The 13,945-nt window shown below is 73.1% G+C and carries 10 protein-coding genes and 2 pseudogenes; 4 read left to right on the forward strand and 8 right to left on the reverse strand.

Annotation, left to right across the window (positions count from 1 at the left end):
* Positions 1–230: 230 nt before the first annotated feature.
* From RBH18_RS19780 to RBH18_RS19815, 8 genes and pseudogenes are all read right to left on the reverse strand, one after another.
* Complete coding sequence (locus RBH18_RS19780; RefSeq protein ID WP_306209903.1) at positions 231–1,331, reverse strand: aromatic ring-hydroxylating oxygenase subunit alpha; 1,101 nt, start codon at positions 1,329–1,331, stop codon at positions 231–233.
* Positions 1,328–2,461: an N-methyl-L-tryptophan oxidase gene (solA, locus tag RBH18_RS19785; protein WP_306209904.1), complete on the reverse strand. Its 1,134-nt coding sequence runs from the start codon at positions 2,459–2,461 to the stop codon at positions 1,328–1,330. The genes RBH18_RS19780 and solA overlap by 4 nt, the downstream gene beginning before the upstream one ends.
* Entirely contained in the window at positions 2,458–5,151 is a 2,694-nt protein-coding gene (locus RBH18_RS19790) for an FAD-dependent oxidoreductase (RefSeq protein ID WP_306209906.1), read from the reverse strand. Before RBH18_RS19790 ends, solA begins: the two co-directional genes overlap by 4 nt.
* Positions 5,148–6,089 carry an ABC transporter substrate-binding protein gene (locus RBH18_RS19795; protein WP_306209908.1) on the reverse strand — a complete coding sequence of 314 codons (942 nt, stop codon included), beginning with the start codon at positions 6,087–6,089 and terminating at the stop codon, positions 5,148–5,150. The genes RBH18_RS19790 and RBH18_RS19795 overlap by 4 nt, the downstream gene beginning before the upstream one ends.
* Positions 6,086–8,002, reverse strand: a complete 1,917-nt coding sequence (locus RBH18_RS19800) for an ABC transporter permease (protein WP_306209910.1) — start codon at positions 8,000–8,002, stop codon at positions 6,086–6,088. The genes RBH18_RS19795 and RBH18_RS19800 overlap by 4 nt, the downstream gene beginning before the upstream one ends.
* Positions 7,999–9,032, reverse strand: a pseudogene (locus RBH18_RS19805) (quaternary amine ABC transporter ATP-binding protein). The gene RBH18_RS19800 and the pseudogene RBH18_RS19805 overlap by 4 nt, the downstream one beginning before the upstream one ends.
* A 15-nt stretch (positions 9,033–9,047) precedes the next feature.
* Positions 9,048–10,148 (reverse strand): GMC family oxidoreductase, encoded by a 1,101-nt coding sequence (locus RBH18_RS19810; protein ID WP_306209912.1) that lies wholly within the window; start codon positions 10,146–10,148, stop codon positions 9,048–9,050.
* The gene (locus RBH18_RS19815) at positions 10,145–10,609 is read right to left on the reverse strand and encodes a GMC family oxidoreductase N-terminal domain-containing protein (RefSeq protein WP_306209915.1); all 465 of its coding nucleotides are present in this window, start codon (positions 10,607–10,609) and stop codon (positions 10,145–10,147) included. The genes RBH18_RS19810 and RBH18_RS19815 overlap by 4 nt, the downstream gene beginning before the upstream one ends.
* Positions 10,610–10,732: 123 nt before the next feature.
* Between RBH18_RS19815 and RBH18_RS19820 the strand changes: the two genes are divergently transcribed.
* From RBH18_RS19820 to RBH18_RS19835, 4 genes and pseudogenes are all read left to right on the forward strand, one after another.
* Positions 10,733–11,140 (forward strand): SMI1/KNR4 family protein, encoded by a 408-nt coding sequence (locus tag RBH18_RS19820; protein WP_306209917.1) that lies wholly within the window; start codon positions 10,733–10,735, stop codon positions 11,138–11,140.
* 94 nt (positions 11,141–11,234) lie between these two features.
* Complete coding sequence (locus RBH18_RS19825; RefSeq protein WP_306209919.1) at positions 11,235–12,299, forward strand: serine hydrolase domain-containing protein; 1,065 nt, start codon at positions 11,235–11,237, stop codon at positions 12,297–12,299.
* 95 nt (positions 12,300–12,394) lie between these two features.
* Positions 12,395–12,919, forward strand: coding sequence for an NfeD family protein (locus RBH18_RS19830; protein WP_306209921.1), 525 nt, complete (start codon positions 12,395–12,397; stop codon positions 12,917–12,919).
* A pseudogene (locus tag RBH18_RS19835) lies at positions 12,919–13,905 on the forward strand (SPFH domain-containing protein); the annotation flags it as partial. The gene RBH18_RS19830 and the pseudogene RBH18_RS19835, both read left to right, overlap by 1 nt.
* Positions 13,906–13,945: the final 40 nt, after the last annotated feature.

Genomic DNA, 13,945 nt, shown 5'->3' on the forward strand with positions numbered 1-13,945 from the left:
TCCGGCCCGCACCGCGCGGCTCCGGCCGCACCCCGCGCCGCCGGCGCACCGCGCGGCGCCGGCCCTCGCGGCGCGCGGTGCTGGCCTCCGCCCCGCGGCCCCGGTCCCCGTGCCGTGCGGCGTCGGTCTCCGTGGCGCGCGGCGCTGCTCGCAGAGCGGGCCCCCGGCCGGGGCGGTGGCGCGCGCCACGCGGCACTCCACGGTTGCCCATGGCGCGGTGGCCCGGCGCCTCAGCCGACCCTGTCGCGGACCCATGCGTGGAAGGCGCCGATGTGGTGCTCGCTCGGGACCAGAACACCCCCTTGCGCGTACGCGCGGGAGCTCATCCCCGGCTGACAGCGCTCGCACGCCTCGAAGTCCTGCCGGTTGACGCGGTCGAACAGCTCCACCGAGCGGGACAGGTCGGCGCCCGACGCGACGACCGACGGCAGGTACAGCCAGTCGCACTCGACGATCGTCCGATCGGCCGAGAGCGGATACATGCGGTGCAGGATCACGTGGTCGGGCACCAGGTTGACGAACACCTGCGGCTTGATCGTGACGGCGAAGTAGCGGCGGTCCTGCGCGGCGTCGATGCCGTCGATGGTGGTGACCCCGGCCGAGCCGTCGACCGTGAAGCCCTCGACGCCGGGGGCGAAGGCGGCGCCGTGCCCGACGTAGTACTGGGCCGCGTAGCCGCCCGCGAACTCGGGGAGCACGTGCACCAGCTCGGGGTGGATCGTCGAGCAGTGATAGCACTCCATGAAGTTCTCGACGATGAGCTTCCAGTTGGCGCGGACGTCGTACGTGATGCGCCGGCCGACCGCCAGGTCTTCGATGCCGTAGCGGTCGATGGCGGCCAGGTCGCCGAGGCGCTCGACCACCGCGCCCTGGACGGTGGACTCGAACGACGGCGGATCGTCGGCGAGGCACACCCAGACGTATCCCAGCCATTCGCGGACGGCGAGCGGTCGCAGGCCGTACTCGGTGCGGTCGATGTCCGGCATCTTGACCAGGTTGGGCGCGGCGACCAGCGTGCCGTCGAGGTCGTAGGCCCAGGCGTGGTACGTGCACCGGAACGTCCGTTTCACCGTGCCCGACTCGGTGGTGCACAGCTGCGCCCCGCGATGGCGGCACACGTTGAGGAAGGCGCGCACCCCGCCCGCGGACCGGGTGATCAGCACGGACTCGCGCCCGATCCGGACCGTCCGGAAGGCGCCCGGGGCCGGCAGGTCCGAGCCCCGGATCGCGCAGAACCACATCGCTTCGAAGATCCGCGCCTGCTCCACGGCGAACAGCGCGGGATCGGTGTAGTAGTGGCCGGGCAGCGTGGGGTGCAGGCTCGCCGTCACGGAACCTCCTGTGCGGTGAAGCGCGCCGGGTCGAACAGCGCGATCGGGTGCCGGGTGGATCCCGCGACCGCCAGATCCGCGACGATCTCGCCGACCACGGGTACGAACTTGAAGCCGTGCCCGGAGAACCCGCACGCCACGGTCACCGCGGCGTGCGCCGGATGCGTGGCGATGACGAAGTGCTCGTCCGGCGTGTTGCTGTAGAGGCACGTCTTGGCGCGCAGGAACGTCCCGGGCAGTTGCGGGAAGTGCTGCCCGGCCCGGGTCGCCATGGCCGCGATCTCGTCGTCGTGCACCTCGCGGTCGATCGTCTCCGGCGTGGTGACCTCCCCGCGGCGGAAGAACGCGATCTTCGCGCCCTCGCCGGCGTCGGGAAAGCCGTACACCTGGCTGCCGGCCGCATCCTCCCAGATGTAGATGGGCAGGCTCGCGAAGTCGCCGCCCGACGGCCGGAACCAGTACTGCACCTGCCGCTCGATCGTGAACGCGATGCCCAGGTCGGCCAGCAGCTGCGGCGCCCACGGGCCCGGTGTGACCACGAGCTTGCCCGCGGTGTACGACCCGGCGGGCGTGTCGACCCGGACGCCGCCCCCGGCCGTCTCCTCCCACCGGGTCATCGGCTCGTGGAAGCGCAGCTCGGCGCCGGCCCGCGCGGCCAGGTCGAGGTGGGCGAGCACGGTCTCCTCGGGGCGTACGTATCCCGCCTTGGCCTCGAAGAGCGCCACCTCGTCCGGCTCGGGATCCATCTCGGGGAAGCGCCGGCGCAGCTCGGCCGCGTCGAGCATCTCGTGCTTCAGCCCCCACCGCCGCGCGCTGGCCAGGCTGCCCGACACGGTCCGGCTCTCCGGCCGCCCGACCATGACCCCGCCGGTCAGCCTGATCACGTCCCGGCCGGAGTCGTGCGCCAGCCGCTCCCACAGCTCGTACGCCCGGAGCAGCAGCGGCACGTAGTCGGCCCCCTCGAAGTACGACTGCCGCGTGATGCGCGAGCCGCCGTGACTGGCGCCCCGGTCGTGCGCCGGGCCGAACTTCTCGAGCCCGAGCACGCGCAGCCCCCGGGACGCCAGGTGGTAGGCCGTCGCACTGCCCATGCCGCCCAGCCCGGCCACGATCACGTCGTACGTCGTCATTGCTTTCCTCTCGCCCCTGTCGCCTCGACGAGCGGCTCCGCGGCCACCGTGGCCGGAACCCGCCGGTCGAACCAGCCGACGTGCACGGCGGTCCCGGGCACGGCCAGCGCGGCGGGCAGCCACGCGTACGCGATCGCCGCCCCCACGATGTGACCGTAGGCGCCGCTGGTCACATAGCCGACGGCGGTCCCGCCGACGTACACAGGTTCCCCGCCCACCGGCACCACCGTCGCCGCGCCCCGCGCTGACACCGTCACCTCCCTGCCCGTTGACGTCGTCATCTCGGTCGCGGCTGACGGTGTCATCTCGGTCGTGGCGGCCAAGGCGGGTGCGGCGGCGGCAGGGGTAGGTGCCCCCGCGGTGGCGGAGGCGGGTGCCAGGGCTGCGGCGGCGGGTGCTGCGGCGCCGGCCGGGGCGGGTGCAGCCGCGGCGGCTGGGGCGGGTGCCGGGGCGCAGGGCGTGGGGTGTGCGAGGACCAGGGGGACGAGGCGACGGGTGGGCGGGGGCTTGGCGAGCAGGGCGGCCCGGCCGGGGAAGTCGCCCTTGTCCGGGTGGACGGCGAAGCCGAGACCGGCCTCGTACGGGTCGTGCTCGGTCGTCATGTCAATACCCCAGGCGCGATAGCCCTTCTCCAGCCTGAGGCTCTGGAACGCCGCCCGCCCGGCGGCCACGAGACCGTGCTCCGCCCCGGCCGCCCACAGCGTGTCCCAGAGCCGGCGGCCCAGGTCGGCGCTGGTGTAGATCTCCCAGCCCAGCTCGCCCACGTACGACACGCGCAGCATCGTCACGGGCACGTCGCCCAGGTGCCCCTGCCGGCAGCGGAAGTATCCGAAGCCCTCGTGCGTGACGTCCAGATCGGTGAGCGGCGTGACCAGGTCCCGGGCCTTCGGACCCCAGAGGCCCACCCCGCACGTCCCGCCCGTGACGTCGCGCACGCTCACCCCGGGCGGCGCGAGCGACTCCAGGTACGCGGTGTCGAGCGGCCCGTTCACGCCCACCTGGAACAGCTCGGGCCCCAGCCGGGCCACCGTGATGTCGCTGCGGATCCCGCCCGCGTCGTCGAGCAGCAGCGTGTACGTGACCGACCCGACCGGCCGATCGACGTTGCTGCTGGTCAGCCGTTGCAGGAACGACACCGGCCCGGTCACCTCGAGCCGGGTCAGCGGGCTCATGTCGTAGAGAGCGACGTGCTCGGTCGTCGCCCGGGCCTCCGCGCCCGCGATCGGCGACCAGTGCCGCGCCGACCACTCGTCCAGCCGGAAGCCGGCCCCGAGGCCGTCGAGAAGGTCACTCCGAGGGTCAGCCCCTGCGGGGTCCGGCAGGCCAGCCCCGGGGAGGGAGGCGTTGGACTCGTACCAGAGGGGTCGCTCCCACCCGGCGGCCTCGCCGAAGACCGCGCCCAGGGCGGCCTGGCGTTCGTGGAAGGGGCTCACCCGCAGACCGCGCACCGACGGCGGATCCTGCGGGTGCACGATGTCGTACACCTCGATGAAGCTGCGGATCGAGCGTTCGCGCACGTACGACGGGGACGTCCGCGCGTCCGCGAACCGGTTGAGGTCCCCCTCGTGCACGTCCAGCCCCGGCCGCCCGTCGACGATCCACCGGGCGACGGCCCGGGCGGCGCCCGCGGAGTGGGTGACCCAGACGGCCTCGGCGGTCCAGAAGCCGCGCAGCGTCCGGGACTCGCCCAGCAGCGGGAAGCCGTCGGGCGTGAACGAGAACACGCCGTTGAAGCCGTGCGCGATCGCCGCGTCGCGCAGGCCCGGCAGCAGCGCCCGGGCGGCGTCCCACGACTCGGCGAAGTCGTCCGGGGTGAACGGCAGGATCGACCCGCGCAGCGCCGTGGGGTCCACGGGCATCGGGCGGTGCAGGTAGGAGCCGATGCCGAGGTGGTCGCCGTGCGAGCGGAAGTACAGGTCGCGGTCCTGGTGGCGCAGGATCGGGGCCGGTGGGGCGGCGACGGGGCCCGTCCGGACGTACTGGTGGGCCATGGGCAGCAGTGGGACCGGGACGCCCGCCAGGCGCCCGACGACCGGCCCCCAGAAGCCGGCGCAGCTCACGACCACGTCGGCCGGGTACGTGGTGTCGTCGGTGCGCACACCGGTGACGCGCCCGCCGGCCCGGTCGATCGCGACGACCCGCTGGTGGCCGAGGAACGTCGCGCCGCGCTCGATCGCCAGGCCGGCCTGCACCTGGCACGCGGCCGCCGCCCGGGCCAGCCCGTCGCCGGGAACGAGCAGCCCGCCCAGCACCGCGCCCTCCGCCGGAAGGAGCCCGCCCAGCACCGCGCCCTCCGCCGGAGAGAGCCCGCCCGCGCCGACGGCCAGCAGCGGATACCGCTCGGCGCACTCCTCGGGCCCGATCACCCGCGACGGGATCCCCCACGACTGCGCGAACCCGTGCCGGCGGTGCAGCTCCCGCAGCCGCTCCGGCGTCGTCGCCACCTCCAGGCTGCCGACCGGGTCGAAGCAGCCGAGCTCCTGATACCTCGCCACCGTGTCCTTCGCGAGGGACGCCATCATCCGTGACGGGTTGGTGCGGAAGACGAGTCCCGGGGCGTGGAAGCTGGATCCGCCGGTGTCGGCCAGGTCGCCCTGGTCGAGCACGGTCACGTCCGTCGCGCCCCGGCGGGTCAGCTCGTCGGCCAGGGCGCATCCCACGATGCCCGCGCCGATGACCACGATCCTCACGACGGGATCCAGGGCTTCCAGGTGGCCTCGTGCTCCTTGACCCATTTCTCGGCGGCCTGCTCGTGGTCCATGCCCTGGTTGGTGAGATAGTCCGCGACGAGGTTCTGGTCGTCGTTGGTCCACGTGAAGTTCTTGATCAGCTGATAGGCCGGGCCGCCCGTGTCCGCGAACTTCTTGCTCGCGATCTTGTCGAGGACGTAATCGGGATAGTCGCAGGCGACCTTCTTGGGATCCGCGTCGCAGCCGGCGGTGTAGGCGGGCAGCTTCACCCGGACGTACTTCTCCTTGGCGAACAGCCATTGCGGCTCGTAGAAGTAGAACAGCAGCGGCTTCTGCTGCGCCGTGGCCTGCTGGGCGGCCTTGATGAGGGCGGCCTCGGAGCCGGAGTAGACGACCTTGTAGTTCAGCTTCAGGTTGGACACCAGGGCGGCGTCATTGGTCACGAAGGACGGGTCGCCGTCGAGCAGCTGACCCTTGCCGCCGGATTCCGAGGTCTTGAAGAGCCCGGCGTACTTGTTCAGGTTCGTGTGGTCGGTGATGTCCGGGTACTTGTCGGCCATCCACTGGGGGACGTACCAGCCGATGATGCCCTTGTTGCCGGTCGGGCCCGCGTCGACGGCGACCTTCTTCTCGTCGATGTAGGTCTTCTTGAGGTCGTCGTGACCCCAGTTCTCGACGATGACGTCGACCTCTCCGGTCTCGAACCCCTGCCACGAGACCTCCTCCTTGAGGTTCTTCTCCTCGACGGTGTAGCCGAGCTCGTGCTCGAGGAGGTATCCCAGGACGGCCGCGTTGGCCTCGTACCCGACCCAGGGGTTGATCGCGATCTTGACTGTGCCCTTCGCGGCGGGGGCGTCGGTGCCGGCGGTGGAGGAGGCGCCGCCGCAGCCCGCGACGGCCAGCAGCAGCGTGGTGGAGGTGATCAGGGCCCATCTCATGAGGCGCGCTCCTTCGCGAAACCTTGGGTGAGGCGGTCGAGGACGATGCCGAGCAGGACGATCGCGAAGCCGGCGGCCAGGCCCTTGCCGAAGTCCTCGCGCTGGGCGAAGCCGGCGACCACGTCGTAGCCCAGGGCGCCCGCGCCGACCAGCCCGCCGACCACGACCATGGCGAGGACCATGACGATGCCCTGGTTGGCGGCGAGCAGCAGGCCCCGGCGGGCCAGCGGCAGCTGCACCTTCCAGAGCAGCTGGGCGGGGGTCGAGCCGGCCGCCCGGGCGGCCTCGACGGCCTCGGCGGGCACGTCGCGCACGCCGCGTTCGACCAGGCGCACCACCGGGGGTACGGCGTAGATGACCGCGGCGGCGATCGCGGTGAACCGGCTCGCCCCGAAGAGCGCGACGGCCGGCAGCAGGTAGACGAACGACGGCATGGTCTGCGCCGCGTCCAGGATCGGCCGCAGTGCCGCCGCGAACCGGTCGTGCCGGGCACACAGGACGCCGGACAGGATCCCGAGCACCATCGTCACCAGCGTCGCGACCAGCACGGTGGCCAGGGTCTGCATGGCGTGCAGCCACAGCCCCAGCCCGGCGATCCCGGCGGCGGCGAGCGCGGCGACCAGCGCGGAGCGCCAGCCCCCGCCGAGCGTGCCGAACACCGCGACGACCAGGACGAAGAACCACCAGGGCGTGGTCGTGAGCAGCGACTCCAAGGGGTTGAGAAGCACGGCGCTGACGGCGTTGCGGAGCGCGTCGGTGGCGTCGTACCAGTGCAGCTCCACCCAGCCGGTGAGGTCGTTGACCACCGGCGCGAACGAGTACCCGGGATGGCCGGACCCCCACGGGATCAGGCTCACCGCGAGGACCGCGGCGGCTGCCAGACCGGTTCTGATCAGTCGGGTACGCGTCGAGCGGTGCACCGTGGCCCGCCGGGCGGCGCCCGTGGTGATCCGGTCGAGGACGACGGCGAGCAGCACGATCGCGAGGCCCGCGTCGAAGGCCGCGCCGACGTTGACGCGTTCCAGGGCGCGCACGATGTCCTGCCCCAGCCCGGGCGCGTCGATCAGGGCGGTCACCACGACCATCGACAGCGCCATCATGATCGTCTGGTTGACGGCCAGGGCGAGGCTCGCCCGGGCCATCGGCAGCCGCACCTTGGCCAGCACCTGCCCGCGCGTGGATCCGAGGGCCGTGGCGGCCTCCACGGCGACGGGGGAGACCCCGCGGATGCCGAGCTCGGTGATGCGGACGGTGACCGGCACCGCGTAGATCAGGGTCGCGATCACCGCGGCCGGCTCGCCGATCGAGAACAGCAGGGTCATGGGCGCGAGGTACGCGAACGTCGGCAGGATCTGCATCACGTCCAGCACCGGCCGCAGCGCCGCGCCGACCGGGGACACGTGCGCCGCGAGCACCCCGAGCGGCATCCCGATCAGCACGGCGAGCACGACCGCGGCCAGGGTCAGCGCGAGCGTGTCGATGCTCGCCTCCCACAGGCCGAGCAGCCCGAGCCCGAGGAACCCGGCGACGGCCAGGACCGCGGTGCGGATCCCCGCCGCCAGGAACGCGACCGCGCCCACGGCGGCGATCGTGCCCGGACCGCTCAGCAGGTGCAGGAGCGTCTGCACGAACCCGACCACCTCGACGACGGCGAGCCGGAGATAGTTGACGCCGTAGCGGAAGAGCGGGTGCGTGTCCCGATGGGCGTCCACCCAGTCCCGCACGTCGTCGAAGAACCGGAAGGCGGCCGCGTCGTCGCTGTCCGCGGCCCCCGTCGTGCGCACGCCCAGCCAGGCGCCCACGGCCGCGACGGCGAGTCCCGCGACGAGGGTACGGCGTCCCGGCCGCGGCCATCGGGACACGGTGGCGGCGGGCCGGGATCCCTCCTCAGCGGCGGCCGTGCCGGCGCTCATGCGGGTATCCGATCGGGGTGACCGGCCAGGACGGGCAGCAGCTCGTCGACGCCGACGACCCCGATGACCCGGCCGTCGTCGACGACCGGGACAGGCTCGTGGGCCCGCAGGATCCGGGGCACGGCGTCGCGGATGAGCATGGTGGCCGGCAGGGCGGCCGGCGCAGGCGTCGCGCTTGCCGGGTCATCGGGCGTCCGGCGGACGATCCAGCGCAGCGACAGGACGTCGGCCCGGGGCACGTCGCGGACGAAGTCGCGCACGTAGTCGTCGGCGGGGGATCCCACGAGCTGCTCCGGCGTACCCACCTGGACGAGGGCGCCGTCGCGGAGGACCGCGACGCGATCGCCCAGGGTGAGGGCCTCCGCGAGGTCGTGGGTGATGAACAGCATGGTCTTGCCGACCTCGGCGTGCAGCCGGCGCACCTCGGCCTGCATGTCGCGGCGGATCAACGGGTCCAGCGCGCTGAACGGCTCGTCGAAGAGCAGCACCTCCGGATCCCGGCGAGCGCCCGCGCGAGCCCCACGCGCTGCTGCATGCCGCCGGAGAGCTGGTCGGGATACTGCTGCTCGTGCCCGGCCAGGCCGACCAGCTCCAGCACCTCGGCGGCGCGGCGGTGGCGGGCCGTCCGGCTCGTCCCCTGGATCTCCAGGCCGTACGCGACGTTGTCGAGCACGCGCCGGTGCGGCAGCAGCCCGAAGTGCTGGAACACCATGGCCACCCGGTGGCGGCGCAGCTCGCGCAGGTGCTTCGGGCTCATGGCGCGCACCGGGTCGCCGCCGATGGCGATGTCGCCGGCGGTGGGCTCGATCAGCCGGGTCAGGCAGCGGACCAGGGTCGACTTGCCGCTGCCGGACAGGCCCATGACCACGAACACCTCCCCGGCGGCCACCTCGAAGCTCACGTCGCGGACCGCGGCGACGCAGCCGGTGCGCCGGTGCAGCTCGGCGCGGGGCAGCGCGGCCAGCTCCGAGCCGGGAACCCGCTCCGGGCGGGGACCGAACACTTTCCACAGACGGTCGACGGTGATCATCGGTCCCCTCCTCGGTCAGCCGCTGAACGAGCCCTCCGCCAGGTCCGCCGTGCCTGGAGCGCCACCGTCCGCGGCCAGGGGACCCCGCACCAGCTCGGCCGCCTTCTCGCCGATCATGAGGACGGCGACGACCGGGTTGACCGAGGTCATGAGCGGAAAGACCGAGGCGTCGGCGATGCGTACGTTGGTGAAGCCACGCAACCGCAGGTCGGGCCCAGTCACGGCCGCCGCGTCCGAGCCGGCGCCCATGCGGCAGGTTCCGGCGGGGTGGTAGACCGTGTGGTGGACTGCCCGGCCGTACGCGGAAAGCTCCTCATCGGTCCGCACCCGCGGCCCGGGCGCGATCTCCCGGGCGATCCACGACGCGAACGGCTCCGTGGCGGCCACCTCGCGGGCCAGGCGCAGGCCGTCCACGATGGTCCGCTCGTCGTGGCCCCCGGGATCCGTGAAGTAGCGGAAGTCCAGCGCGGGCGGCACCCCGGGATCCCGCGACGTCAGCCACAGCCGGCCCCGGCTGCGCGGGCGGGGAACGTTCGGGGTCATGCCGAAGCCGTGCTCCGGCACGTCGTAGCCGAGGCGCTCGGTGTGCAGCGTGAACGGGATCTGGTAGAGGTGGAACATCAGGTCGGGGCGGCTGCCGGCCGGGTCGCGGCGCACGAAGAGGCCGGCGTCCGCGTCCATCGCCGACTCGGGCGGCACCGGGCGGGCCGCCTCCCAGAGGATCAGCGACTCCGGGTGGTCGAGGAGGTTCTCGCCCACGCCGGGCAGATCCGCGGCGACCGGGATGCCCAGGCGTTCCAGATCGGCGGCGGGCCCGATGCCGGAGAGCAGCAGCAGCCGCGGGGTGTCGATGGCTCCGGCGCTCAGGACGTACTCGTCGGCGCGGACGGTGTCGGTCCGGCCCTGGCTGCGGACCCGCACGCCGGTCACGCGGTCGCCGGCCGTCTCCAGCGCGAAGGCCCACGTGCCGGTGCGGATCGTGAGGTTGGGACGCCCGAGGTGGGGGTGCAGGTAGGCGACCGAGGAGCTCTGCCGGTGCCCGGTGGCCGGGTCGTAGGCGACCGGGAAGAATCCGGCGCCCTCGGCGAACGGACCGGCGTTGAAGTCCGCAATCATCGGGACATCGAGCGCGCGGCTCGCGGCCTCGACGAAGTCGACGGCTGATTGCGTTCGACAACTGGCTGCATCCGCGTGGCGAGGCGACCCCAAAAGGGGAGCATATCGGCGTACGACCAGCCTGTCGCGCCGGCGGCGACCCAGTCGGCGAAGTCGGCGGGCGGGGGGAGCAAGCTGATCATGGTGTTGTGCGAGGAGCAGCCGCCGAGCATCTTGCCCCGCGAGTGCACGATGTGGTCGTTGCCACGTGGCTGGGGCACCGTGCGGTAGGCGTAGTCGAACTCGGTCTCGAGCAGGTTGATCCAGTTGCGCAGCCGCAGGATGCGGTCGTCGCCCACGTCGGACGGGCCGCCCTCGATCAGGCACACCCGGACGTCCGGATCCTCCGACAGCCGCGAGGCGACCACCGCGCCGGCGGTGCCGCCGCCCACGATGACCACGTCGTACCCGGATTCTTCCACCGTGCACCACCTCGGAGAACAGCTTCCGGTGATCCATATGCGACGGTCAACGCCCGGCGACGACTTTTACCTCAGCGCAACAATGAGCTTACGGACGGCTTCGTTGTGTCTAGGATGCCATTCATGCTGGCCGTTTCGTGGCGCGACATCCTGCTGGCGGTCATGCCGTCCGCTCAGCTCAGTGCGGGTGTGCCCGCCCCGGACCTGGCCGCGGCGGCCGACCGCCTCGGCCCGCTGCCCGAGGACCTGGCCACCCTGCTGGCCGAGACCGACGGCGTGCGCAGCCCGGACGGCGTGGAGCTGATCTGGTCGGTGGACCGGGTCGTCCGCGAGAACGCCGACGCCAAGACCGACGACCTCCTGCTCTTCGGCGACGACGACGCCGGGGGCGGCGACCGGATAGCCTTCGGGCCGCCGGGGCCGGTCCGCATCTGGCTCTGGACCCCCGGCACCGGCGAACGCCAGCCCCTCGCCACCAACCTCGCCGACTACTTCACCCGCGTCCTCGTCGTCGACGGCGACGCCGGCTGACCTCCGGGCGCTCCGCGGGAAGGCGGGCACCCGGGACGGTGACGTGGGGCTCAGACGGCAGCCAAACGGTTAACCTGCTGTCAAGCTGGACGTCATGCTCATGGACCATCGCGGCGACGTCCCGGTCACCGATGTCGGCGCCGCCGCGCTCAGCCGGGTCACCGACCTCGTCACCGAGCGTGGCGCGAGCGCTCAGCTCGTCGTGCTGCACCGCGGCGAGGTGGTCCTCGACCGCACGTGGGGCGTGCCGCCCGAGGTGCCGTTCCTGCTCTTCTCGGCGGGCAAGCCGTTCATCGCCGTGCTCACCCACCGCCTGGCCGCCGCGGGCGCGCTCCACCTCGACGACCCGATCGCCCGGCACTGGCCCGAGTTCGCGGCGCACGGCAAGGACGGCATCACGGTCCGGCAGGTCCTGCAGCACCGCTCCGGTCTCCCGTGGGCCCGCAGCCTGGTCCGCGACGCCCTGGCCTGCCCGAGCTGGGAGCGCTCGACCCGCGCCCTCGCCGCCGCGAGGCCGCACCACGCGCCCGGGGCGGCGCCGGCCTACCACGTGATCAGCTACGGCTTCCTGCTCGGCGAGGTGCTGCAGCGCGCGACCGGCGAGCCGCTGCGCGAGCTGATGCGCCGCGAGCTGATCGAGCCGCTCGGCCTGCACCACACTCACCTGGGCACGCCCCGCCACCAGTGGCGCCACCGGGTCCCGCTGCGCGGCGCGGCCGGGCCCCGCCAGCTGCTCTTCAACCGCCGGCTGCTGCGCGAGGCGGTCGTCCCGGCCGCCACCATGGCGGGCCCGGCCCGCGACCTGGCCCGCTTCTACCAGGCCGTGCTCGAGGGCGACGTGCTGCCGCCGGCCGCGACGGCCGAGCTGCTCACGCCGTCGAGCGAGGGGGAGACCGACCGGTACTTCGGCCGGTCGGTCCGCTGGTCGCAGGGCTTCCAGCTGGGCGGCCCGGACGACGACCCCACCCGGATCCGGGCCCTGGGCCGCCGCACGAGCCCGCGCACCTTCGGCCACAACGGCTCCAACGCCTGCCTGGCCTGGGCCGACCCCGACCGCGACCTGGTCCTGGCCTACGTCACCAACCGCCTGCACCCCAGCGGCGAGGCGTCCGAGCACTTCTGCGACCTCAGCGACGCCGTCGTCGCCGCCTGCTCCTGATCCTGACCTTGAGGCCGATAACCGCAGGTGGCGGCCGTCCCCTACCCTGATGGCGCCGGTCGGTGACCGGGACGGGGCGGAAAGAGGCAACAGGGGTGGCTACGGCGACCGTGGTTTTCCTGGTGATCGGCGGCGCGGGTGTGGCCGTGCTGGCGATCGCCTTGCTCAGCGGGTTCGAGTTCCCGGCGTTCGACGCGCTGGTGCCGCTCGAGGTGGTCGCGGGGTTCGCCGGCGCGCTCGGCTTCGCCGGGGCGATCGCCGTGGAGCTCGGGGCGCCGGTCGCCCTGGCGGGCGTGATCGCGGTGCTCGCCGCGGTGCCGGCGGCCTGGCTGGCGTGGCGCCTGTCGCGGGCCGCGCGCAGCATGCCCACCGACGCCACCCCGGCCCGGCACCATCTCGTGGGCACCCAGGGCGTGGTCGTCACGCCGGTGCCCGCGGGATCCGGGTACGGCGAGGTCCGGCTGCGGCTCGGCGGGCAACCCGTCAAGGTGTACGCCCGGTCCGACCGTCCCCTCCCGGCCGGCGCGCGGGTCTTCGTGGTCGAGGCACCGTCGGAGACCAGCGTCGTGGTCGAGGAAACTCCCGGGGTCGCCGAGACCCCCCGCTCTGAGAGGCCCTGATGTCCCCCGTGGTGATCGCCGTGATCGGCGTTGTCGTCCTTGCCGTCCTGGTCGTGTTATTCGTGCTGTCCCGGATCAAGGTGGCCGGCTCGAACGAGGCGTTCATCATCACCGGGCGCAAGGGCCGGGTGACCCAGTCCGCCGACGGCACCAGCTCCACCGACCTGTCCGGGCAGAAGGTCGTCATGGGCGCGTCGGTGTTCGTGATGCCGGTCGTGCAGAAGCTGCAGTCGCTCGACCTGTCCAGCCGCCGCATCGACGTCAGCATCAAGGGCGCCGTGTCGAAGCAGGGTATCCGCGCCGAGCTGCACGGTGTCGCCATCGTCAAGGTCGGCGGCACCGAGGACGCCATCCGCGCCGCCGGGCAGCGCTTCCTCAACCAGCAGAGCGAGATCGAGGACTTCACCCGCGAGGTGCTGGCCGGCGCGCTGCGCTCGATCGTCGGCCGGCTCACCGTCGAGGAGATCATCCGGGACCGGGCGGCCTTCGCCAGCGCGGTCGCCGAGGAGGCCGAGCACTCGATGACCAACCAGGGCCTGGTGCTCGACACGTTCCAGCTGCAGGACATCGTCGCCGAGGGCTCGTACCTGCAGGACCTGGGCCGTCCCGAGGCCGCCCGCGTGCTCAAGGACGCCGCCATCGCCGAGGCCCGCGCCCGCCAGGCCGCCGAGCAGGAGCGCCTGCTCGCCGAGGAGGCCATCGCCGAGGCCCAGCGCAACCTGTCGCTCAAGCAGGCCGCCATCCAGGCCGAGATCGACGCCGCCAAGGCCAAGTCCGCCGCCGCCGGCCCGCTCGCCCAGGCCGAGCGCGACCAGGCCATCCTCGCCGAGCAGCAGAAGGTCGCCGAGCGCAACGCCGAGCTCAAGCAGCGCCAGCTCGACACCGAGGTCCGCAAGCCCGCCGACGCCGCCCGCTACAAGCTCGAGCAGGAGGCCGAGGCCAACCGCACCGCCACCATCGCCGCCGCCCAGGCGTCCGCCGAGGCTGCGCCGCGATGTCGGCGCGGGTGATGCCCACGCCGGTGTG

Origin of the sequence: Actinoplanes oryzae, assembly GCF_030757795.1 — a bacterium.
Lineage (GTDB): Bacteria > Actinomycetota > Actinomycetes > Mycobacteriales > Micromonosporaceae > Actinoplanes.

Bases quoted from the DNA above. Each gene is read 5' to 3' on its own strand.
- solA (WP_306209904.1), bottom strand. From the start codon at position 2,461: ATGACGACGTACGACGTGATCGTGGCCGGGCTGGGCGGCATGGGCAGT.
- RBH18_RS19795 (WP_306209908.1), bottom strand. From the start codon at position 6,089: ATGAGATGGGCCCTGATCACCTCCACCACGCTGCTGCTGGCCGTCGCG.
- RBH18_RS19800 (WP_306209910.1), bottom strand. From the start codon at position 8,002: ATGAGCGCCGGCACGGCCGCCGCTGAGGAGGGATCCCGGCCCGCCGCC.
- RBH18_RS19810 (WP_306209912.1), bottom strand. From the start codon at position 10,148: ATGATTGCGGACTTCAACGCCGGTCCGTTCGCCGAGGGCGCCGGATTC.
- RBH18_RS19820 (WP_306209917.1), top strand. From the start codon at position 10,733: ATGCTGGCCGTTTCGTGGCGCGACATCCTGCTGGCGGTCATGCCGTCC.
- RBH18_RS19825 (WP_306209919.1), top strand. From the start codon at position 11,235: ATGCTCATGGACCATCGCGGCGACGTCCCGGTCACCGATGTCGGCGCC.